General features: G+C 37.1%; 23 protein-coding genes. 13 read left to right on the top strand and 10 right to left on the bottom strand.

The window, feature by feature from the left end; all coding sequences use genetic code 11:
* The first annotated feature begins 172 nt into the window (after positions 1 to 172).
* The 3 genes from V9G42_05305 to V9G42_05295 are packed head-to-tail and all read left to right on the top strand — an operon-like array spanning position 173 to position 2454.
* Positions 173 to 1015 carry a 1-acyl-sn-glycerol-3-phosphate acyltransferase gene (locus V9G42_05305; protein MEI2758837.1) on the top strand — a complete coding sequence of 281 codons (843 nt, stop codon included), beginning with the start codon at positions 173 to 175 and terminating at the stop codon, positions 1013 to 1015.
* The gene (gene murQ / locus V9G42_05300; GenBank protein ID MEI2758836.1) at positions 1008 to 1847 is read left to right on the top strand and encodes an N-acetylmuramic acid 6-phosphate etherase; all 840 of its coding nucleotides are present in this window, start codon (positions 1008 to 1010) and stop codon (positions 1845 to 1847) included. The genes V9G42_05305 and murQ overlap by 8 nt, the downstream gene beginning before the upstream one ends.
* Before the next feature lie 37 nt (positions 1848 to 1884).
* Complete coding sequence (locus V9G42_05295) at positions 1885 to 2454, top strand: hypothetical protein (GenBank protein ID MEI2758835.1); 570 nt, start codon at positions 1885 to 1887, stop codon at positions 2452 to 2454.
* Between the two features lie 4 nt (positions 2455 to 2458).
* On the opposite strand, the gene V9G42_05290 is transcribed toward V9G42_05295, so the two are convergent.
* From V9G42_05290 to ade, 3 genes are read right to left on the bottom strand one after another with little or no spacing between them, the layout of a single operon-like run.
* Positions 2459 to 2833 carry a 6-phosphogluconate dehydrogenase gene (locus V9G42_05290; GenBank protein MEI2758834.1) on the bottom strand — a complete coding sequence of 125 codons (375 nt, stop codon included), beginning with the start codon at positions 2831 to 2833 and terminating at the stop codon, positions 2459 to 2461.
* Positions 2830 to 3105: a 4a-hydroxytetrahydrobiopterin dehydratase gene (locus V9G42_05285; GenBank protein ID MEI2758833.1), complete on the bottom strand. Its 276-nt coding sequence runs from the start codon at positions 3103 to 3105 to the stop codon at positions 2830 to 2832. Before V9G42_05285 ends, V9G42_05290 begins: the two co-directional genes overlap by 4 nt.
* 21 nt (positions 3106 to 3126) lie before the next feature.
* On the bottom strand, positions 3127 to 4746 hold the full coding sequence (ade, locus tag V9G42_05280) for an adenine deaminase (protein ID MEI2758832.1): 1620 nt from the start codon (positions 4744 to 4746) through the stop codon (positions 3127 to 3129).
* Between the two features lie 97 nt (positions 4747 to 4843).
* Here ade and V9G42_05275 point away from each other — a divergent pair, with 97 nt between their 5' ends.
* The 3 genes from V9G42_05275 to recG all read left to right on the top strand — a co-directional run bounded on the left by V9G42_05275 (position 4844) and on the right by recG (position 10229).
* Positions 4844 to 5038, top strand: coding sequence for a cold shock domain-containing protein (locus tag V9G42_05275; protein ID MEI2758831.1), 195 nt, complete (start codon positions 4844 to 4846; stop codon positions 5036 to 5038).
* Between the two features lie 406 nt (positions 5039 to 5444).
* Complete coding sequence (locus V9G42_05270; protein ID MEI2758830.1) at positions 5445 to 7754, top strand: SdrD B-like domain-containing protein; 2310 nt, start codon at positions 5445 to 5447, stop codon at positions 7752 to 7754.
* Positions 7755 to 8132: 378 nt separating this feature from the next.
* The gene (gene recG / locus V9G42_05265) at positions 8133 to 10229 is read left to right on the top strand and encodes an ATP-dependent DNA helicase RecG (protein MEI2758829.1); all 2097 of its coding nucleotides are present in this window, start codon (positions 8133 to 8135) and stop codon (positions 10227 to 10229) included.
* Here the strand turns inward: recG and V9G42_05260 are convergent.
* A complete protein-coding gene (locus V9G42_05260; GenBank protein ID MEI2758828.1) occupies positions 10226 to 10423 on the bottom strand; it encodes a hypothetical protein in 198 nt (65 codons plus the stop codon). The two genes, recG and V9G42_05260, sit on opposite strands and share 4 nt — an antisense overlap.
* A gap of 491 nt (positions 10424 to 10914) precedes the next feature.
* On the opposite strand from V9G42_05260, the gene V9G42_05255 reads away from it, so the two are divergent.
* The 4 genes from V9G42_05255 (at position 10915) to V9G42_05240 (ending at position 15944) form a co-directional block, all read left to right on the top strand.
* Positions 10915 to 11856 (top strand): NAD(P)-dependent oxidoreductase, encoded by a 942-nt coding sequence (locus tag V9G42_05255; protein ID MEI2758827.1) that lies wholly within the window; start codon positions 10915 to 10917, stop codon positions 11854 to 11856.
* 115 nt (positions 11857 to 11971) lie between these two features.
* Positions 11972 to 13378: a phosphoglucosamine mutase gene (gene glmM, locus V9G42_05250; protein ID MEI2758826.1), complete on the top strand. Its 1407-nt coding sequence runs from the start codon at positions 11972 to 11974 to the stop codon at positions 13376 to 13378.
* A 31-nt stretch (positions 13379 to 13409) separates the two neighbouring features.
* Positions 13410 to 14552 carry a cysteine desulfurase family protein gene (locus V9G42_05245; protein MEI2758825.1) on the top strand — a complete coding sequence of 381 codons (1143 nt, stop codon included), beginning with the start codon at positions 13410 to 13412 and terminating at the stop codon, positions 14550 to 14552.
* 93 nt (positions 14553 to 14645) lie between these two features.
* Positions 14646 to 15944 carry a T9SS type A sorting domain-containing protein gene (locus V9G42_05240; protein ID MEI2758824.1) on the top strand — a complete coding sequence of 433 codons (1299 nt, stop codon included), beginning with the start codon at positions 14646 to 14648 and terminating at the stop codon, positions 15942 to 15944.
* 13 nt (positions 15945 to 15957) lie between these two features.
* Here V9G42_05240 and V9G42_05235 read toward each other — a convergent pair whose 3' ends face one another.
* Both V9G42_05235 and V9G42_05230 read right to left on the bottom strand, forming a co-directional pair.
* The gene (locus tag V9G42_05235; protein ID MEI2758823.1) at positions 15958 to 16125 is read right to left on the bottom strand and encodes a hypothetical protein; all 168 of its coding nucleotides are present in this window, start codon (positions 16123 to 16125) and stop codon (positions 15958 to 15960) included.
* Between the two features lie 144 nt (positions 16126 to 16269).
* Entirely contained in the window at positions 16270 to 17469 is a 1200-nt protein-coding gene (locus V9G42_05230) for a hypothetical protein (GenBank protein MEI2758822.1), read from the bottom strand.
* Between the two features lie 154 nt (positions 17470 to 17623).
* Here V9G42_05230 and V9G42_05225 point away from each other — a divergent pair, with 154 nt between their 5' ends.
* The 3 genes from V9G42_05225 to V9G42_05215 are packed head-to-tail and all read left to right on the top strand — an operon-like array spanning position 17624 to position 18967.
* The gene (locus tag V9G42_05225; GenBank protein MEI2758821.1) at positions 17624 to 18043 is read left to right on the top strand and encodes a hypothetical protein; all 420 of its coding nucleotides are present in this window, start codon (positions 17624 to 17626) and stop codon (positions 18041 to 18043) included.
* On the top strand, positions 18018 to 18572 hold the full coding sequence (locus V9G42_05220; protein ID MEI2758820.1) for a tetratricopeptide repeat protein: 555 nt from the start codon (positions 18018 to 18020) through the stop codon (positions 18570 to 18572). The genes V9G42_05225 and V9G42_05220 overlap by 26 nt, the downstream gene beginning before the upstream one ends.
* Positions 18569 to 18967 carry a hypothetical protein gene (locus tag V9G42_05215; protein ID MEI2758819.1) on the top strand — a complete coding sequence of 133 codons (399 nt, stop codon included), beginning with the start codon at positions 18569 to 18571 and terminating at the stop codon, positions 18965 to 18967. The genes V9G42_05220 and V9G42_05215 overlap by 4 nt, the downstream gene beginning before the upstream one ends.
* Positions 18968 to 18996: 29 nt before the next feature.
* Here V9G42_05215 and V9G42_05210 read toward each other — a convergent pair whose 3' ends face one another.
* Genes V9G42_05210 through bamD form a run of 4 tightly spaced genes read right to left on the bottom strand, consistent with a single transcriptional unit; the run spans position 18997 to position 22259 of the window.
* Positions 18997 to 19893, bottom strand: coding sequence for a DUF4835 family protein (locus tag V9G42_05210; GenBank protein ID MEI2758818.1), 897 nt, complete (start codon positions 19891 to 19893; stop codon positions 18997 to 18999).
* Entirely contained in the window at positions 19890 to 21095 is a 1206-nt protein-coding gene (coaBC, locus tag V9G42_05205) for a bifunctional phosphopantothenoylcysteine decarboxylase/phosphopantothenate--cysteine ligase CoaBC (GenBank protein ID MEI2758817.1), read from the bottom strand. The genes V9G42_05210 and coaBC overlap by 4 nt, the downstream gene beginning before the upstream one ends.
* Before the next feature lie 4 nt (positions 21096 to 21099).
* Positions 21100 to 21438: a DNA-directed RNA polymerase subunit omega gene (locus tag V9G42_05200; GenBank protein MEI2758816.1), complete on the bottom strand. Its 339-nt coding sequence runs from the start codon at positions 21436 to 21438 to the stop codon at positions 21100 to 21102.
* 8 nt (positions 21439 to 21446) lie between these two features.
* Complete coding sequence (gene bamD, locus V9G42_05195; GenBank protein ID MEI2758815.1) at positions 21447 to 22259, bottom strand: outer membrane protein assembly factor BamD; 813 nt, start codon at positions 22257 to 22259, stop codon at positions 21447 to 21449.
* Position 22260 lies beyond the last annotated feature (1 nt).

Genomic DNA, 22260 nt, shown 5'->3' with positions numbered 1-22260 from the left:
ATAATTCCCCCACCTATCCCCACTTTTTACCAAATTTGTTGAAAACTTTCTTTTTTCAGCTATTTTCCTCCCACCTGAACATCTTTATTTGGAATTTTATAGGCTACAGAGTTTTTTCAGTACTGTTTAATTTTGTACCCATAAATGTTGCCATGCAACAGAGAAAAAATTTATGACTGAGCAGAAAAAGAAGTTTATTGATGTAAGTGAGGTGATACGAAGCAAGAACCCACAGCTCTATCGTCTGCTGCCGGGGTTTATTGTCAGCTACATCAAACGAATAGTGCACGAAACAGAAGTTAATGCTTTTATTGATGAGTATGGCCACAAAACATCGTTTGAATTTGTAGATGCCATAATTGAAAATTTCGGAGTAAAAGTTGAAGTTTATGGTCAGGAGAACATTATAAAAACCGGCCGTTGTGTCTATGCATCCAATCATCCCATTGGCGGACTTGATGCTATGGCATTACTACAGGTGCTGGGACAACACAGACGCGACATAAAATTTATTGTAAACGACATTTTATTACAGCTCAACAATCTGAAAGATTTATTTATTGGTGTTAACAAGCATGGAAAAAACAGCGCACAGTCTATTACAGATATTGATGCATTATATGCTTCGGAAATGGCAACACTAATTTTTCCTGCCGGATTGGTATCGCGCAAGCAGGGAAAAGAAATAAAAGACCTTCAATGGAAAAAAAGCTTTGTAGTAAAAGCAAAAAAATACAACAGTCCTATTGTGCCCGTTTATATTGATGGCCGCAACTCCAACTGGTTTTACAATCTTGCAAACTTTCGCAAACGTGTAGGCATTGCAGCAAACATTGAAATGCTTTATCTGATGGATGAAATGTACTTTCAACGCGGCAGAACAATTTCGATAACTTTTGGAAAACCTATTCTTCCACAAAACCTATCAGGAAATGATGACGGAAAAACCGCAGAAAAAATCAAGGAACATGTTTATGAGCTAAAACATAACCGACAATCTATTTTCCATGCATAAGAAAACAGAAAGCCTGCGAACCACAGAAAAAACTTCGCATTACAATCATCTCGAAAAGATGAGTTTTACAGCGTTAATGAATAACATTAACAAGGAAGACCAAACAGTACCTCGTCAGATTAAAAAAAATATTGCAGCCATTGCAAAGTTGGCAAAGGCCATTACTGTACGAATGAAAAAAGGTGGGCGCTTATTTTATCTTGGTGCCGGCACCAGTGGAAGGCTTGGGATTGTAGATGCTTCGGAATGTCCGCCAACCTATGGCATTGAACATGGAAAAGTTATCGGACTGATAGCCGGTGGTGATGCAGCTATTCGTAAGGCTGTTGAGTTTGCCGAAGATGACTATTCAGCCGGCTGGAATGATCTTAAGAAATATAAAATAAACAAAAAGGATGTTGTGGTAGGTATTGCAGCTTCCGGAACCACACCCTATGTGACAGGTGCATTGGAACAATGCCGCAAGAAAAAAATCATAACAGGATGTATTGTTTGCAATAGCGGCTCGCCAGTTGCAATGCATGCCGATTTTCCGATAGAAATAATTACAGGGCCGGAATTTGTAACAGGCAGTACCCGAATGAAAGCCGGTACAGCACAAAAGTTAGTCTTAAACATGATTAGTACGGCAGTGATGATAAAACTAGGTCGTGTTAAAGGCAATAAAATGGTTGACATGCAGCTTACCAACAATAAATTAGTCAGTCGCGGCACCCGAATGATAATGGATGAACTTGGCGTACCCGAAAACAAAGCGTCCTCTATGCTGAAAAAATATGGAAGTGTGCGCTCAGCAATAAAAAATCATAAAGTAAAATCTGTTGTAGTTTGAAATTGTCTGTTGTAATTTTGCATTTTCAAATAATACAATGCAGGACATACAGCCTTTTTATAACTGGATAGATTTATACTCATCGGCAGAAGATGAATTGAGTCCATTTTATGGAAGGGTTTACAGTGAATTTGAATATAGCAATACCATATACAACTATTTTATTCATCCGCAGTGGGACGACTTTGGCTCTCCAACTCTTTATATTAAAATAATTTATTGCGACTATGAAAAGTCTTTTGCTATCATTGAATTGATGGGCGAATGGAATGATGCTATCAACAATGATATCATGACCTTAAAAAGAGATATAATTGAAAATTTGATGGAGCATGGAATAAGCCGTTTTATTCTCATTGGTGAAAACATCCTCAATTTTCACGGTTCGGACGATTGTTACTATCAGGAGTGGTTTGAAGAAGTAAATGAAACCGGATGGATTGCCGCTATCAATTTCAGAGATCATGTTTTGTCTGAAATGCAACGTGCCAATATTGATTACTACTTGCTATTTGGTGGCGAACTTGATAATCTTAACTGGCGCACTTACCGACCCTCGCAACTGATGGTAAAAATAAATTCAATTATCACACATCGTTTAGGCTAGAAGGCTACTTCACTTTTTCTACTTTATAAACAAAATAAGGTGTTTCGCCCTGCCAGGCATAGTTACGTACAATTTCGCGGTAATAAACTTTAATGACACGTCCTTCGCTTACTCTTAAGCTGTCAATGGCAGCCTGATCGTCTGCATCTACAGAAAAGTGCCAGAGGTTATTTACAACAGAATTGCTTTCAGCATTCATACCGCCAAGGTTCAGCTCACCTTCATAAGTTTTAAAAACATATCCCTGACGTGAAAATTTTACCAGATATCCCGTTTGTGTTCCTTCGGAATAGGTATAGCTTCCGGCAAGAAAATATAATACTGTTCCGATTACGGCAAGAACAACAACCCAGATAAAAAACTTTTTTAATCGGCTCATACTTTTTGATTTATTTGATTGAAAACAACATCAATTGCTGCTGCAAGTTTATGATCTTTTTCAGTAACTACACTACCTGCATCGTGTGTGTTTAACCTAATAACGACTTTATTATAAACATTACTCCAATCCGGATGATGATTCATTTTTTCTGCTATAAAAGCTACATGTGTCATAAATGCAAATGCCTGTTTAAAATCATTAAACATAAAACTTCGTTCCAACGAATTATTTACTTCTTGCCACATTGCGTTTTTTTGTAAAAGTAACAATTCAGCAAATAACTTAGAATTTCACTCCATTGTGGTCAACTCAAACTTTTCGGCATCGAATAGTCCTTTGTCACCAATTTTAAAATGTGGAATAACTAATAATGCCATAAAAGAGAGGGTCATAAATGGTGCTCTAAGTGTAGCACCCATTTGTTTAGCCATATTATCAATATTTGCATAATGGTGACCTATTTCTTCGCAACTTCTGTCACTCATCAACCCGGCAACAGGCAGGGCAATAACTTTTTTGTCTCCTCCGGAAACTGCACTCAATCCTCCACCCGATTGCATCAATAAATTTATAGCTTCAACAATATCAGCATCACTAACACCGGTGACAATTATATTATGCGAATCGTGCGCAACTGTTGAAGCGATGGCGCCATACTTTAAACCAAAATTTTTAACAAATCCTACAACAGGTTTTTGTTTACTATAGCGGTTAACGACTGCTATTTTAAGAATATCATTTTCCGGATTACTCACCCACAGTCCGTCTTTTTCCAATGGTTTTGCCCGAATACAGTTAGTAATTAACTGGCCATCCAATGCTTCTATTACTTTAACCGAAGCTGAATTTTTTTTCACTTCAACATCCTGAACCGAAACATGCCATGCATAAAAATTATTTATTGGAGCATGACTACGATTTGTCAATGATGTATGTCCATCTTTAGCAACACATTCTCCATTAATCCATGTCTGAAGCACTTTGAATTGTTCCGTATTATTAACGACTATAAAATCAGCCGGATCGCCAACCCGAAGTAATCCTACAGATAAACCATAATGCAACACAGGATTAACACAGGCACATTGCAATACATCGAATAGGCTGTGTCCGTTTTTGAGTGCGCGCACAACTAATTGATTCAGGTGTCCATTAAGCAATTCATCAGGGTGCTTGTCATCGCTGCACAGCATGGTCATAGCCGTATGTGAGGTGATGAGCGAATGCAAGGCTTCAAAATTTCGAGCAGCAGAGCCTTCTCGAATCAGAATTTTCATTCCTGCATTTACCTTATCCAACGCTTCTTCAAGAGAAAAACATTCGTGATCGGTAGTTATGCCTGCCGCTATATATTTTCTGGCATCGTCACCTCTTAATCCGGGAGCATGACCATCAACCACTTTATGTAGTTTGTGAGCAGCCTCAATTTTTTTCATCACCTCGCTATCACCAAAAAGTACACCGGGGTAGTTCATCATTTCGCTCAGGTAGCGAATATCAGGTCTCGATAGCAGCAATGCCACATCTTCGGAGTTAAGGGTGGCACCGGCAGTTTCAAAAGCCGTAGCCGGTACACAGGAAGGTGCTCCAAAATTAAATTTCAATTTGGCATCTTTAGCATTCTCAATCATGTACTCCACGCCCTTCATGCCACAAACATTGGCAATTTCATGCGGATCGCTAACGGTGGCAACCGTACCATGCAACAGTGCAATGCGGGCAAACTCATAAGGCACCAGCATGCTGCTTTCAATGTGGATATGCGCATCTGTAAACCCGGGTAGCAGATAGTGGTTATAAACAGCATCTTCCTCTGAAATTGCAGTTACTTTTCCATGGTTAAAATGAACTGTCCCGGGATAAATCCTACGGTTAAAAATGTCAATAATGTTTCCGCTAAATGAAGCCATAGGCTGATTTGAAAATAAATAATTTAAATTTTTATGAGATGGTAACTAATTTAGTTTACTTTTGCAGCATTAATTCACAAATTTAATTCTTTATTTAATGAAAACCGGAAAAGTAAAATTCTACAACAACTCCAAAGGATTTGGATTTATCGTTGAAGATGAAGGTGGTCGTGACCTATTTGTTCATCAAACAGGATTAATTGACCGCATCGCGGACAATGACCTTGTTACCTATGAAGTAGTTCAAGGCAAAAAAGGCTTAAATGCCGTAAATGTTAAAAAGCAACAGTAATAATCCTATAGATTATTTGTAATTTTTTAATGTTATTCCCCGGTTGTTCACGCAATCGGGGATTTTAATTTTTATGGGGTTTAAGATCTAAAGGCCGTTAGCCTTTCATTAACTTATCAAGACACGAACAACCTAACGTTGCACGGGACACGTTCTGTTCCATAAACATTCAACACCACCAACCAGTTGAAAAAAACACATTTTTAAATTAAACAAACCGATACCGCCACCTACGATACTCTTAGGTTTTCTGGAGACATCATACCATTAGTTTGTGCAAAACAATAACACAAAATACATGCTCTATGCGCTTGATTATAATGCCTATAGAAAGATTAGTTATAGCTATTCTTTTTCATAAATTTTTACTATAGTTTTGCTTATCTACAATTTTAAATTTAAATCTATGAAAAGATTTTACATTTTATTTCTCCTGATTAACACTTTTACGTTTAGTCAAGCACAACAACCGGTATTAGTTTCTATTACTCCCGACACCGTAGCTTTAGGTCAAACACTCAGTGCAACCATTACAGGTGCAAACACCTTATTTCAAAATTCTTCTACAACAGGGCATTTATTCTTAGGCGGTGTGACAATTCCTATGTACAACATAAATGTAATAGATGATGAACATTTTACAGGCGCTTTTCTAATTCCATCAACAGGAATTCCAATAGGTTTCTATGATTTGTATGTTTTGAATTTTGATCCTATGCAAGGATTTGCATACGACATCATATTACCTTCTGCTGTTAAAGTAGGCTCGCCTGATGGTTACATAACCGGACAGGTTTATGAAGACCTCAATAATAATGGTGTAAAAGATGCATCAGAATCAGGAATAGCGGGATCATCCGTTAAAATCATGCCCCAAAACCATGTATATAATACTGATGCCAATGGTAATTATTCAATTGCTGTTACCAATGGCAGTTACACAGTTTCATGGGTAAACAATCCTAACAGCATATTTTTCTTTTCAACTTCCTCGCCTAATCACAGTGTAACTATCAATAATAACAATGCTTCAGGAAATGATTTCGGTGTAAGAAGTGGCTTGATTTCTGTTTCCCCTTCTGTATTGGTTCAAGGTCAATCAGTAATACTTACTATTGTATCTGACTCGCTGTTTCAAACGGGTGCCAATGTGTATGGAAATATTTTATCGGCATCCATAGTAAAACACGGAACAGGCAGTCATTATAGTGCTAATCTGCTTACACAAGTACAGGTATTGGATGAGGTTACCGCTAAAATCACCCTTAATATTCCTACCAATGCTTTAACTGGACTATACGATTTATCCATTCAAACCGGAAGCCCTTTTAGTGGCAGACATATTTTACCCTTTTCTAATGCCATAAGTCCTGCGCAGTCTATTGTAAACGGAAAAATTTATTTTGACTCTAATAGCAATGGCGTTTTTGATGCGGGAGACATTCCAATTCCAAATCATCATGTAACATTGATGCCTGATAGTATTACAGGCATCTCAGATGCCAATGGCGACTATTCTATAGGATGCAGCAACGGTAATAAAACATTAACTTATGTACCAACGGCTGCATACACACTTACATCAACACCAGCTACATATAATTTCAGCGTTAATAACTCCATAGCAAGTAATAAAGATTTCGGATTTCAGACAGGAACACCTTACTACGATGGTTTACTGACTATTTTCGGAATGCCAAGATGCAATACACAACAATCTTATTACGTAACTTTCCGTAACCAAAGCAATGCTGTGGTAAATGGAGTGCTTGGAATAGTTTGTTCAGGTAACATCACGGTTGCCAGTGCCACTCCTGATTTTACAGTGGGTGATACTTTGTTTTGGAACATTACCAATCTGAATTTATTTTCTACGTTTAGTAAATATTTTATGCTCAACATTCCGGGAGCAGGCAACACTATTGGAGTTACAGGAATTATCAGACTTACCAATGGAAGTAATGTTGTATTCAATCATTCACGCACAAATTCACAAATGGTTATTTGTTCATTTGACCCTAACGACAAAGCAGTGAGCCCACCGGGTGTGCAAAGTCAAAATTTTACATTAATGAACGAACGATTGTACTACACTGTTCGTTTTCAGAATACAGGAAACGACACTGCTTTTACGGTTCAAATCAGAGACCTTTTAGACCCGGAATTAAATTGGCAAACTTTCCGGGTTGAAGATTACAGTCACCCTATGACTCCTACTTTAAATATGAAAACAGGCGCATTACTATTTACATTTAATAATATTTTACTTCCCGACAGTAATACAAATGAGCCTGCAAGTCATGGTTATGTGATATATTCTATTGAGACAGATAGTGGACTTTTTGCCGGAACAATGATTAACAATACAGCTGATATATATTTTGACCTAAACGAACCTGTTATAACCAACACCACATTAAATACAATGGTTTATGTCATACCTGTAGGACTGAATGAACTCACTCCTGACAAATCTGATATAATAGTTATGCCAAATCCTGCCTCTGAAAAAGTGTTGCTGAAATTTAATAACCTCAGAGGCACTGTATATAACCTTACAGTTTATTCATTGGCCGGTAAAATGATTCACCAAAATAAAACCGCCAATGGTGAAGTATTGATTTCGTTAGATAAGTTTAACTCAGGATTATATATTTACGAACTTACACCTAACGGTGAAGGAAAAGCGTACAGAGGAAAAATAGTGGTGAAATAAAATTTAACTGCTAGTTTACCCTTAAAGTTATTGTGTCAGTATTGTAGCTGTTCATATTTTGAGTTCCATCTGAACTTGATACACAAGCCACACGATACACTTTGATGTATATTTTTTCGTAAAACATTTACACAACAATAGCCTGCACTTTATTTCATCACTATCTTTACAATGATTAACGTTTAAAAGTAAAACCGATTTTATATTCTTTTGAAGTAATACCTATAACACAGTAAGTTCGTTCCTGCAAATTTAAATAGCATAGCAAGAAAATATTAGTCCACAGGGGTTTGATATCTAATGCTTTATTTTTCTTTGCATTTATGCTGGTAATGATTCTAATCTTTTTGTGCTTCATTCTGACCTACCTTTGCAACTGTGCAGTCATACTTTCAAAAAGATATTGAGTTTATTAAAACAGTGGGTCCGCAAAGGGCTATTGTTCTCCGTAAAGAGCTGGAAATATTTAACGTTGCAGATCTTATTTATCACTTTCCTTTTCGCTACGTTGACAGGTCGCAATTTTATACTATCTCTCAGCTTAACGACAGTTTGCCTTATGTGCAGCTAAAAGGAGTACTTACCTCGCTCACTGCCTTTGGACAAAAACGCACTACCCGTCTGCAGGCAGTTTTTAAAGATGAAAGCGGTCAAATGGATTTGGTCTGGTTTCAAGGAATAACGTGGATACGTGACACCCTGAAAGCCGGAACAGCGTATGTTGTGTTCGGCAAACCCGTCTTATTTAATGGCAGATGGAGTATCATCCATCCGGAAATTGAGGAGATGGAAAAATTTAAAGAACAACCTTTCAAAGGATTTCAACCATTTTATTACTCTACAGAAAAATCTAAAGTTAAAGGGTTAGACAGCAAGGGCATCATGCGGATTGTGCGTATGGCACTTAAAGACCTGCCACCCTCGATTGAAGAAACATTGTCGCCTCAATTAATTAAGACTTTTAATCTGATGCCTTTGCGTGATGCATTGATTCAAATTCACTTTCCGGAAAATGAGGACCTACTTCGTAATGCCCGCTTCCGTTTAAAATTTGAAGAGCTATTTTATATTCAATTAAAATTACTGTTTAACAAACAAAACAGAAATGCTACCCAAAGTGGACGTATGTTTACTGAAGTTGGTTATCTGTTCAACACATTCTTCAGCGAGCATCTTCCTTTTGAATTGACACTGGCACAAAAGCGCGTACTCAAAGAAATCAGAAAAGATACTGTAAGCGGAAAACAAATGAACCGCTTGTTGCAAGGTGATGTTGGTAGTGGTAAGACGGTAATTGCTTTATTCGCCATGCTATTAGCTTTAGATAACAAACAGCAGGCTTGCCTGATGGCGCCAACGGAGATTTTAGCTGCTCAGCATTTTCAAACAATAACAGCATTGCTCGGAAAACTACCTGTTAATGTTGAATTGCTTACAGGTTCTCTATCTGAATCCAAAAAGAAAGCCATTATAGAAAAAATTGCATCCAACGAAACACATCTCCTCATTGGCACTCATGCATTGATTGAAGACAGGGTAAAATTTAAAGACCTTGGCTTGGTTATTATTGATGAGCAACACCGCTTTGGTGTAGAGCAACGTGCCAAACTCTGGATGCGGCAACAACCACCTCATGTACTGGTGATGACTGCAACACCCATTCCACGCACTTTAGCTATGACCCTTTATGGCGACCTTGATGTTTCTGTTATTGATGAACTTCCTGCCGGAAGAAAGCCCATAAAAACAATGCATCTTTTTGATTCATCACGCCTTCGTGTTATTGGATTTATGAAAGAGCAAATTAAACTTGGACGGCAGATTTATATTGTGTTTCCCTTAATTGAAGAATCAGAAAAATTAGACCTTCAAAACCTGATGGATGGCTATGATAACATCCGCAAAGATTTTCCATTGCCCGAATATTTTGTGAGTATGGTTCATGGCAAAATGAAAGCAAAAGAAAAAGAGCAGGAGATGGAACTTTTTGCAAACGGCAAAACACACATCATGATTGCTACTACGGTAATAGAAGTTGGTGTTAACGTGCCTAATGCCACCGTTATGATTATTGAAAATGCAGAGCGATTTGGATTGTCGCAGTTGCATCAGTTAAGAGGACGTGTAGGTCGCGGTGCAGAGCAGTCGTTTTGCATTTTAATGTCGGGCAATAAATTATCTGCCGATGGCCGCGAAAGGCTAAAAACAATGGTTCAGACTAATGATGGTTTTCAAATTGCAGAAACGGATTTAAAGCTGCGTGGTCCGGGAGATATTACAGGTATTCAGCAAAGCGGATTATTGAACCTGAAAATTGCTGAGCTGGCAAAAGATGGTGCAATATTAGAACTGGCAAGAAATGCAGTCATCCATATTTTGAAAGATGACCCGTTGTTGAATTCAGAAGAGAATAAAATATTGAATCGCCAATTACATCAGTTGCGAGAGCAACCCAACTGGAGCAAAGTCAGTTAGCCTGTTTTATCGTGAACATATTTCATCATCTCGGGTGAATGAACGGTTGAGGCCGAGTCCATTTTTACATGATTCCACTTTGACTTAGATTTACTGTTTTGGCGCGACTCGCGTGCTGGGCGTGAGGCAATAAAATATGCCAAGACAAAACAGACTAACGCCCCTCCTAAAAGTAATATGTCTAATGCATGCATAACGGTTTATATCTTTATCGTTGATGGTTATACTTACACACTTGCATAAGAGTTACCCAAAAACCTGAAGAATCTTCCTTAAATCTTACCTTATTCTAACTTTAGCAATATATCCGATAGAATATTTGTGACTTACCACCAGCAATCCCGGTTCTCTGCTCTGATTGCAAAATGGTAAAGAATTTTCCAGATGCCGCAATTTAAGAAACTGTTTCATCAAAGTCAACAGAAATTTTTTGCCAAACATGAAAAAATACTTAACTGCCTTGTATTTGGAATCAAAAAATTTAGAAATTACCTTTGTCCATCAAACAAGATTAAAAAGTGGGAAAAGGAGAGAAAAAAAAGTGATGACAAATTGTCTATTAGGTCTTAAGGAGAGCACAAAAATGGACACTATTTTAAGAGTTAAAAAAAAGTCATCCTAAAAAATCAGACAACATCCTTCAACACAATCGGAGGATTTTTATTTCATGTCAATTTTAAAAACAATGTCAAAAGAAATTTTATTAATAGACACTTTTCATGAATCTTTTATTCCAAAACTTACAGCGATGGAGTTTCATTGTACGGAAGGATATGAATGGAATCTTCGGCAGATACAGGAAACCATTGGCAACTTTTATGGTATTGCCATTAGAAGTCGCATACCCATAAACAAAGACCTGTTACAACATGCAACTAATTTAAGATTCATTGCCCGCGGTGGTGCAGGCATGGAAAATATTGATGTTGATTATGCTGTTTCTAAAAAAATTACATGTTTGAATGCACCCGAAGCCAATCGTGATGCTGTTGGTGAACATGCTTTAATGATGTTACTTACACTTCTGAATAAATTAATGAAAGCTGACACCGAAGTGCGAAAAGGAATATGGCTTAGAGAAGAAAACCGTGGCATAGAACTGCAGGGCAAAACTGTGGGCATCATTGGCTTTGGCAATATGGGTAGTGCTTTTGCAAAAAAACTTTCAGGTTTTGATGTGAACATTATTGCTTATGATCCATACAAAACCATTGATACTGTTGAATATCCCTATATAAAACAAGTTTCTCTTGTACAACTGCAAAAGGAAGCAGACATTATTAGTCTGCATGTACCATTAACAACAGAAACCAAATACATGATTAACGATACATTTATCAATTTGTGTAAAAAAGAAATTTACATCATCAATACTGCACGAGGAAAATGTGTGAACACTGCCGACCTTGTTAAACATCTCAAAACCGGAAAGGTGAAAGGTACGTGTCTGGATGTTCATGAGTATGAAACATCTTCTTTTGAAAAGTTAGAAACACTTCCTGAGCCTTTTGAATATCTGATAAATTCTGATAAAACCATTCTCACACCACACATTGCAGGGTGGACACATGAATCGAATAAAAAAATTGCAGAAGTATTGGTTAAGAAGATTGCTCAGTTTTCATGAAAACAGTTTCTGTTGCGGAAAAGAATAAAACACTGATATTCAAAAAATCCATCTATTAAATTCATAAAACTACCTGTTGATTTGATATATTTGCACTATAAAAAAAGCAAAGATTGTGACATTAATAAAATCAATTTCAGGCATCAGAGGAACAATTGGCGGCAAATCCGGAGAATCACTCACTCCTGTTGATGTAGTAAAATTTTCGGCTGCCTATGCCACTTGGCTGATAGCACAGTTTCCGGTAAAAACAAAATGCAAAGTCGTTTTAGGTCGTGATGCACGCATCAGCGGACCCATGATTCATAATTTAGTTTGTGGCACACTCACTGCAATGGGCATTGATGTGATAGATGTAGGATTATCAACCACACCCACAGTTGAGATGGCTGTTACATTTCATCAGGCACACGGTGGAATTATTCTGACTGCAAGTCATAATCCAAAACAGTGGAATGCCTTGAAGTTGTTAAACAACAAAGGCGAATTTATTTCTGCTGCTGATGGCGAAACACTTCTGAACATTGCAGAAAAGGAATCGTTTGAGTTTGCCAATGTAAATCAGCTGGGAACAGTGACAACAGATGCACATGCCATTGACAAACACATTGAATCTATACTTGCATTACCTTTAGTTGATACAAAAGCTATTGCTGCTAAAAAATTTAAAGTTGTTATTGACTGTGTTAATTCATCAGGCGGCATTGCATTACCACCATTACTTAAAGCATTAGGTGTTGAAGAAGTGATTGAACTCTACTGCACACCTGATGGACAGTTTCCACACAATCCGGAGCCATTACCTGAGCATCTAACTGAGTTGAGTAAAACAGTTATTAAATCTAAAGCACATTTAGGAATTTCTGTTGACCCTGATGTAGATCGTCTTGCATTGGTTTGCGAAGATGGTGAAATGTTTGGCGAAGAATATACTTTGGTAGCAGTGGCCGACTATGTTCTGAAAAACAAAAAAGGTAATACAGTAAGTAATCTATCTTCTACACGTGCGCTGCGCGATGTGACTGAAAAAGCCGGTGGAAATCACTTTGCATCTGCCGTTGGCGAAGTTAATGTGGTGGAAATGATGAAAGCAAAAAATGCAGTCATTGGCGGTGAAGGAAATGGAGGTGTTATTTATCCTGACATTCACTATGGCCGAGATGCATTAGCCGGTATAGCATTGTTTCTTACTCATCTTGCAAAATATGGAAACACTGTTTCTATGCTTCGCTCGTCCTATCCTGATTACTTTATTTCTAAAAACAAGATTGAACTTACTCCTGAAATAAATGTTGATGGTGTTTTAGAGTCAATTCAGGAGAAATATAAAAAAAATAAAATAAACACTATTGACGGAGTAAAAATAGAATTTGATAAAGAGTGGGTTCATCTGCGTAAATCAAATACCGAACCCATCATCCGCATTTATGCAGAAAGTGACAGCATAACAACTGCTAACAATCTTGCCGAAAAAATTATTTCAGATATCAAAGAGTTAATAAGCCACCCGGCAAAAGTCTGACCCACATCACACTAAATCAAATACACAAACAATGAAAGTTTATTTTGACAACGCTGCAACAACACCCCTAAGACAGGAAGTTATTGAAGCCATGTTGCCTATTATGCAAAAAGTTTATGGCAATCCATCATCCATCCATTCTTTCGGAAGGGAAATGCGATCGGCAATTGAAAAGGCACGAAAAACCGTAGCTTCTTTGCTAAAAGTAGCACCGTCAGAAATATTTTTTACATCAGGTGGAACAGAGGCTAACAATATGGCTATACGTTGTACCATACACGATCATAAAATTACACATGCCATTTCATCGCCCATAGAGCATCATGCTGTAACCCATACACTGGAAGATTTAGAAAAAGAGGGTATCATTAAACTTAGCTGGGTAAAACTGAATGACAAAGGTGAAGTTGATTATGACCATCTCGAAGAATTACTTAAAAACAATCCGCGTTCTTTTGTTTCGCTTATGCATGCAAACAACGAGTTAGGCACTGTTAACGACATTGACCGTATAGGTGCACTCTGCAAACAATACAATGCTATTTTTCATTGCGATACGGTTCAAACTATGGGGCATTTTCTTTATGACATGTCTCAAAAAAATATTGACTTTTTTACATGTGCGGCACATAAGTTTCATGGTCCAAAAGGTGTAGGATTTATTTACATCAATCACAAATTAAAAATACATCCGTTAATTACCGGTGGAGCACAGGAACGTAACATGCGTGGTGGAACAGAAAACGCTTATGGTATTATTGGTATGGCTAAAGCATTGGAGTTGGCTTATGCAGAATTAGACGAAGACCGTAAACATATTTTAGGGTTAAAAGAGTATATGAAGCAACAGCTACTGGATGAAATTCCAGGAGTGCGTTTTAATGGTGATGTTAGTGAAAGAAGTTTGTTTACAGTATTAAATGTTTCTTTTCCACCTTTTGATGGCAAAGACATGTTGTTATTTAATTTAGACATTTCCGGCATAGCAGCATCAGGCGGCAGTGCCTGTTCATCAGGTAGTGAGATTGGTTCACATGTATTGCGTGGAATCAATTCTGACCCCGAAAGACCGGCAGTACGTTTTTCTTTTTCGCGCTATAACACAAAGGCTGAAGTTGATTTCTGTATGGATAAACTTAAAGCATTGTTTGCGGTAAAGGCAGCAGTAAAATAGGTTTGCTTTACTCTTGTTTTCGAATTTTTATTGCTGAAAATTTGTTGTTCTGACTTGTTAGCATTAATATTGCTAATTATAAAACATCAAGCAATGAAAAAAAAACTAACTATAGCAGTTTTACTGCTAATGGCGCTATTTAACGCTACAGCTCAAACAACATGTACAGTACAGGCTTCAGTAACCTACTCTGTAGGTTCACATGGGCGATGTGCCGGAAAAGATGTCATTCTGGAAGCCTACCCCAATAATTTTACTACAACCTATCTATGGACATGTCCAAACAACAACTGCCCACCAAATTTTAACTACAATGCAAGCAATGGTTCCTTTATTTCTGCAAAAAACCTTTCTAACAATGGATATTATGTTGTAACCGCAACAGACAGCAGTGGATGTGTGGCTGTTGATAGTGTTTTGGTTGACTCGTATGAAATTCCTCTTGCTGGTGTAAGTATGCAGGCATTGGGGTCATGTCCTGGCGATACTATTATTTTTTGTGCAACAGATACTTCAACAACCAGCACAATTGTAAGTTACCTATGGGACAACGGAGACACAACCGAATGTGTCTATGGAGCTCAAGCATTAATGAATTATCACTACCCATATTGCATAATCACTAATCAGTTGGGTTGTGAATCTACCAACTCCATTATATGGACTGTCCTGGCTGTTGCAGACTTTCCTGATACCACTATCAACATTAATGGAAGCTTAACATTTTGCCATGGCGACAGTGTTGAGCTATGTTCCAATGGAAATTCTCTCACAAGCACTTTTCTCTGGTCGAATGGGTCTGCGCTTAATTGTATTACCATTGATAGCAGTGGCATTTATTCTGTTATAATTACAAATTGGTCAGGTTGTTCAAGAAGCAGCGCTCCTATATCTGTAACTGTTTATCCTGTACAGATTGCACAACTTACTTTTTCTGCATCAAACGATACTATTCTATCCAGTTTAAATGGCAGTAATTTCATCTGGCATTTCTCTGTTGATGGAATAACTTATTCCGACATTCCTTCATCATTCAACTACATGCCTGTTGCCAACAACGGCTTCTACTTCTTAAGTTTTACAGACACCAATGGTTGTATGGCTTTTTCAGACACCATTACCCGAACGGTTGGATTTGCCGATTTACAAAATTCTTTGAACCTTTATCCCAATCCGGCAACCGATGAAATAGTTGTTGACTTAACACAACTCAATATTTTAACCAATACTACAGTTGAAATTTCTGACATATATGGACGTAACATAATATCATTGGCAATAAACAAAAACATTAAGCATAAAATTGATATCAGCCATTTAACCAAAGGCCTTTATACACTACAAATTAAAGCAACAGACTTTCAAATTAGCAGATTGTTTGTCAAACAATAGTTACGACTGCTGACTATTCAAATCTCCATCCATCAGGATAGATTGTACGTGTGTGTTTTCTTGTTTTGGCTACAGAGCGAAGAATGGTAAACCGTGATGTGCTCCCTTTAATAGAACGCAGTGTTTTAATATCTTCAAGTAATGAAACCTGACTGTCATTTTGCGGTTTGAACAGATTCATGCAGAAATATGTATTCAACATTTTATTGCTGTGTTTATTTTCTCCATGCAATTTAAAAACCGCTGAGTGTGAAAATTTACTAAGTTGGGTGAATGTCTGAAAATTACAGGTAAAGTACTTCAATTTTCCGGCTGAAAACAACTTCTAAAAATTTACTAATCCTGCATCGGCTTGTCTGTACATGTTTTCAGAAATAGAAGTATTCAGGTCGCGAAAAAAGTAAACGCCACCCCACGCATAAACAACCTTACTATAGAGCACAGTTTTATTTCCTTTAGTAACCCACACATTGTAAACAGTTTTTTTGTCTTCTGCAATTTGTTCTCTTCGTACTGAAACATTTTCGGGAGGTGTAGGTGCTGTATGCACTACTACTTCTTTTGGTTTTTCCGGCACTGGCTTTTCAGGAGTTTTTACAATCACCGGTTGCGATTTAGTTGGCTCCTCTGCAGGTGGTTGATCAGCACCTTTTGTCAAACCAATTTTATTTTTAATAGCATCATTTCCGGCTGTTGGCTCAATAGCTGCCTTATTATCTGCTCCTTTTTCACTATCGAGATTACCTTCAGGCTCATCACTTCCTCCTCCTTGTGTTGGCTTCAATGGTTGGTCTTGTCCACCGTTGGCAGTAGCACTTTTGTTGGTAGTTTTCGACTCATTGTTCTTTTCTTCGACCTTGCTTTTTTCTTTTACGGCAACCGGTTTTTCTTGGGATTCAGTCTTGGGCTTTTCTTTCTGTGCCTTCTTTTCTTCTGTCTTTGTTTTATTAGCAACCAATGTGCTGTCAACGGCAGGTTTGGGTGGATTCTTTTTAAACTCTTTCTCTGCTTTTTTTAAATCTTCTTCGGCCTTTTGAATTGCCGACTGAATTGACTTGGTGTAATCCGTATCGTAATCAAACTCATCATATTTTTTTGAATAGGTGATTTTTGCAACAGGTTGATTAAAAATCACAATATTTACTCCATCATATTGCTTCATCAACACAACTGTAAAAGGGTAGGATTCAAAGCCCTGATCTATCCTTTCTTCATCGGCACCAGTAGTGTTAATGTTGATTTTTTTTGTGATGTATCCGGGCTTGTTAAAAGACAAAATATAGTCAGCCCCAATTTCAAGATTTAAGGTATATGCCGATTGTCCGGGAAGGGTTTCAATTGACTGACCGTCACGCTGCAAAACCATGTAGGCATCACTAAGACTACCTCCTCCATCAATCTTAAACTTAGCATTAATAGTTAATGTCTTCTTAGTCTGAGCTGTGGATACCCCACATATAAACATGAAGATAGTGAGAAAAACCCCTACCGGAACTAAATGAATTCTTTTTCCAATGCCAAACATTTGTAATTTTATTCCGTTAAAAAGTTTTAATACCGATACAAAATTAGTTAATAGTTTAAACGATAGTCCTAATTTCTGATCAAGAATGTGTTTGGTTTACGATAGAATTAATAAAGAGTTAAGCAAAAGAAGAATATTTTTTTTAATGTTTCTGATGTTTGTTGTTGTTTCACCAGCACTCAGAGCTCAGGAAAACATTACAGTACAACAAACACTCGACTATATTAATCAGAAATTTGGTGGCAAATATGTGGTTTCTATCAACTATGGTGTCTTAATAGCAAGCTATTTTGACGGAGAAACCAAATACAGGGAAGACCAGTCGCCAATAAAAGATCTCGATGCCAATAAGGTTTACTATAATTCAAAAGCAGGCATGTTGCTCATTAACTGCACCAACCCACAAAAAAAATGTGTCACACGTGAGTTTTTAAGCAAAAGACTTTTTTACAGTCGTATAAGTTTTCCCATTTCATACGGACAGAAAACCAATGATGGGTTGGTAAAAGCATTTCAACATTTAATACGTTTGATTAATGATAAAAATTATGAAAATTCAGAACCTTTTGAATGAGGTAAAAACATTGTTCATTGTATTGTTATCCGTTATTTGTTTTCAGGCAAATGCTCAGGTTGACTCTGCTGACTTTAAAATGCGTATTGACTCACTGATGAATCAGGGAAAAATAAAATTCAACAATGGTAAATTTCAGGAAGCACTGTTAGACTATACTTACGCGGCAAACATGGATGAAGCAAATGTAAATGCCATTTTACAACAAGGATTTTGTAACACTATTTTAAAAAAATACTCTGAAGCTATTGGAAACTTTACTGATGTTATTTTCTATGAACCCAATCATGAATGGGCTTATGTTTCAAGAGGCAGTGCCTATAATAAAATCGAAAAATACGATAAAGCCATTGCCGATTTTAATAAAGCATTAGAGCTAAAACCTGAAGATGCTGAAGCATATAACAACAGAGGATTTGCCAAAAAAATGCTTGGCGATGTTAAAGGCGCTTGTGAGGATTGGAACAAATCAAAAAAATTAGGAAACGAAGAAGCTAAAATCATACTTAAAAACAATTACTGTAAATGAGCAGAATGCGTGAGTTTGTTTTTACAATACTAATTGGTACAGCGGTACTTTTATCTGCTTTCAAAATAGAGCAGGACAATAAAGATTTCGGACAATGTTTACAAAAAGTTAATAAAAAATTTGGCGCTGAAACATTATCATGTCCAGCATCAACAAAGCCCTATAAAGTTTGGTTTGTAAATACATGCAGCGATACACTTGCCGTTAAATTGGCCGTTCAGGAAAAATCAAAACACTGGCGAACTTTTACACGCACACAGTTATTGCCCGGAGACACTATATCAGGCTACGCCTGCACCCCAGTAGGGAAATATCTTTACTACGTAAAACAATACAAAGACAATTCTATTGATTTACCTTCTGACGAGGTAATTGATAGCAGTAATCCGGAATAATTTTTTTTGATTTTTTGATTTTACAAAAATCAATTCCCCATTATCTTAGAATACTTGGTTCCGTTTGCAGGATCAATTTCATTCAGCAGATTGCTGACTTTTACCTTTTGATCGGGGTAGGCACCAGAATAAATATTTACAATTTCATCTGCTTTGGCATAAAACAAAGATTGTAACAACAATGAACCCGGCTTTTCTTTATGTACAGACATTAACAAATCAAGGCTTTCAGAAATTTGTGATAATCCATCATCTTTCTTTTTTGCCATCATGTCAAGCCCTTTCAAATGATACTGATAAAACATTTCATGGTAAGGCTTAAAAACAGGATTGGTCATATTTTCAGAGAGCCAATAACGATTTTTGGTACTTTCAAAAGCACGCCATCCGGCTTCACGTGCATTTTGCATATTGTTTACTATTGTTTGTGCTCTGGCAAAATAAGGTGCTCCCCCATACAAAGAAAAACTGTCGTAATCTACTCCAAGAATAATGTAAGCATAATAAGCAAGAACTGCAGTCAGATTAGGGTTGCTTCCATTCTCACTGAATTCGAGAGGTTGGTATTCGATATATTTAAACTGAAAATTATCGTCATTAAAATTTAAAGTTGGCGAGTTGTATGATGTCTGAAAAACAGGTCGTCTTGAAGTTACCTGAATGCTTCCTTTATACTCATCATTTGAAACTCGTTCGTTAATGGTTATTGTAACAGAGCATTCTATTCTTTCCTGGTTCAGATATTTATCTGTAGTCCACTTGGTGTTATTCATAAATTCAAATATAGATTGCTGCAATGTTTCAAAAACCTTTTTATCTACGTTCTGAATTTGTGGAGCCATTACATTTATCTGGCAGTTGAGTTCTTGTGCCTGAACAGTATTCAGGCTCATCATCAATATTATAAAACCGAAAAATTTCTTCATTGCACTAAAGTAATTATTTTCTCAACAATGTCTGATGCAACTGCATCTTTTGATTTTTTTTCAAATGGTGTTGTCACAAGGTTTTTATCAATGATGGTAATACGGTTAAAGTCTGAACCGAAAACCTGATTTGACGCCTCCAATTTATTGAGAACGATAAAATCGAGGTTTTTATTTTTAAGTTTTCGTTCGGCACTCTGAATTTCATCATTTGTTTCTAAGGCAAACCCCACTAACAATTGACCTTCTTTTTTAAGCTTACCCATTTCTGCTGCAATGTCATCTGTAGGCACCAACTGAACATTTAATACTTCATTATTATTCTTTTTGATTTTTTGTTCAGAAACACCTTCCGGTTTAAAGTCTGCAACAGCGGCAGCCATAACTATAATGCTGGCATCCGGTTGTGTTTGTTTACATGCTTTGAGCATATCTGCTGCAGAGGTTACATGAATCACTTTAATTGACTTATTCAAATTTGCCAAACTAACTGACGGGCCTGAAATAAGAGTTACTGATGCACCTTTGGTGGCTAAACAATTTGCAATTGCAATCCCCATTTTTCCGGAAGAATGATTGCCAATAAACCGAACCGGATCCAAGGCTTCCTGTGTTGGGCCTGTAGTCACAACAGCAACTTTATGCTGTAAAGGTAATGATGGATTAAAGTAATTGATTACTTCCTGCACAATATCTTCAGGCTCTGTCATGCGACCCTTTCCGGTAAGCCCACTGGCTAATTCACCACTCTCAGGCCCAATAATTTTAATGTTGTTTTTGGCAATAACCTCAAGATTTTTTTGGGTAGATGCATGTTTAAACATATCTACATCCATAGCAGGTGCCACCATAACTGTATTGCGACATGACAGAAAAACCGCAGTCAATAAATTGTTGCAAATGCCGTTGGCAAACTTTGCCAGTGTGTTGGCTGATAATGGAGCTACCAGAAAAATGTCGCACCACAATCCCAATTCAACATGGTTATTCCAGGTAGCATTATCTTCTGAAGTAAATGTCTGAAGTATTTCGTTTTTTGAAACAGTAGAAAGTACAAGCGGTGAAACAAAATCTTTAGCAGCGGCAGTAACAATTACTTTAACAATTGCTCCTTGCTGCACCAATTGTCGCACTAGTTCAGGTGTTTTGTAAGCTGCAATACTTCCTGTAACACCCAGCAGGATTTTTTTCCCCTGCAACATGGCTTTAATTTTCTGCGCTGTCTTTATTTTCTTCTTTTGCAGGACTGCGGAAGTAGATTTTATCATCTAAAAAGTCCTGAATGGCAACCAAAGTTGGTTTAGGCAGACGCTCGTAATATTTAGAAATCTCTATCTGCTCGCGGTTTTCAAAAACCTCATCCAAAGTATCTGTTGAAGAGGCAAACTCGCTAAGTTTATCGTGTAGTTCTTCACGGGTTTCTGCAGCAATATGATTGGCACGTTTTGCAATAATGGCAAGACTTTCATAGATATTCTCTGTCTTTTTTTCGAAGTCAACCACATCGCGGGTTACTGTTGTTTGTGCTACGTTTCTGCTATTCATTGTTTTAATCAATTTACAGTATGATAATCCTTTAATTTTTCTTCGGCTGCCGACATTATCCGGCCAGCTTCTTTTTTATATTCCGTTTCAGGAAATATTTCTATCAGCTTATTGTAATGATCTAATGTACTCTTGTAACGTTCCTCTTTTTTCGATTCTATGCTGTTTTGAGCATAGAGATAAGCCGATTTTAGCGACAAAAATAAACATTCTTCCTGATATTTGGTAGTGGGAAAGTCCTTTACCACATTCTCAAAGGCGACAATAGCCGATTTATACTCTTCCATTTTATAGTAAAGCATTGCATTATCCCATGCTTTTACTTCGAGTTTACCTCTTAATTCATCAATATACTTGTTGCACTCTGCAACACGCTGACTTGTAGGATATTTATTAATAAATAACTGAAACTGCCTGATGGCATCGAGGCTGCTTTGCTGATCAAGGCTGGAAGGTGGAGAGTCTAGGTAATAACAATATGCATTATAAAACAAAGCATCTTCGGCTTTGGCGCTCATTGGAAATGTCTGAGCAAAATTATTAAAGTGATAAGCTGCACTAGTATAATCACCGGTGTAGAAATAACTTAAACAATAATAGTAGTAAGAGCTTTCAGCCTTGTCAGTACCTTTAAGCACAACGATTAACTCCTCAAAAAGCTGAAGTGCATTATAATATTTTTTGTTTTCGAAATATTTTACGGCAGCGTCATACTTCAAATTCATATCGCCACTTTTACGAATGCGATTAAACTTACTGCATGAACCAAAGGTCAGCAGCATAGCTATTAAAAGGAAATAAACCGATATCCGATTTTTCATA

This window comes from Bacteroidia bacterium, from assembly GCA_037045145.1.
GTDB lineage: Bacteria > Bacteroidota > Bacteroidia > AKYH767-A > OLB10 > OLB10.
Note: the sequence above shows the minus strand (reverse complement) of the source record. Positions and strands in the feature narration are given on the sequence as shown.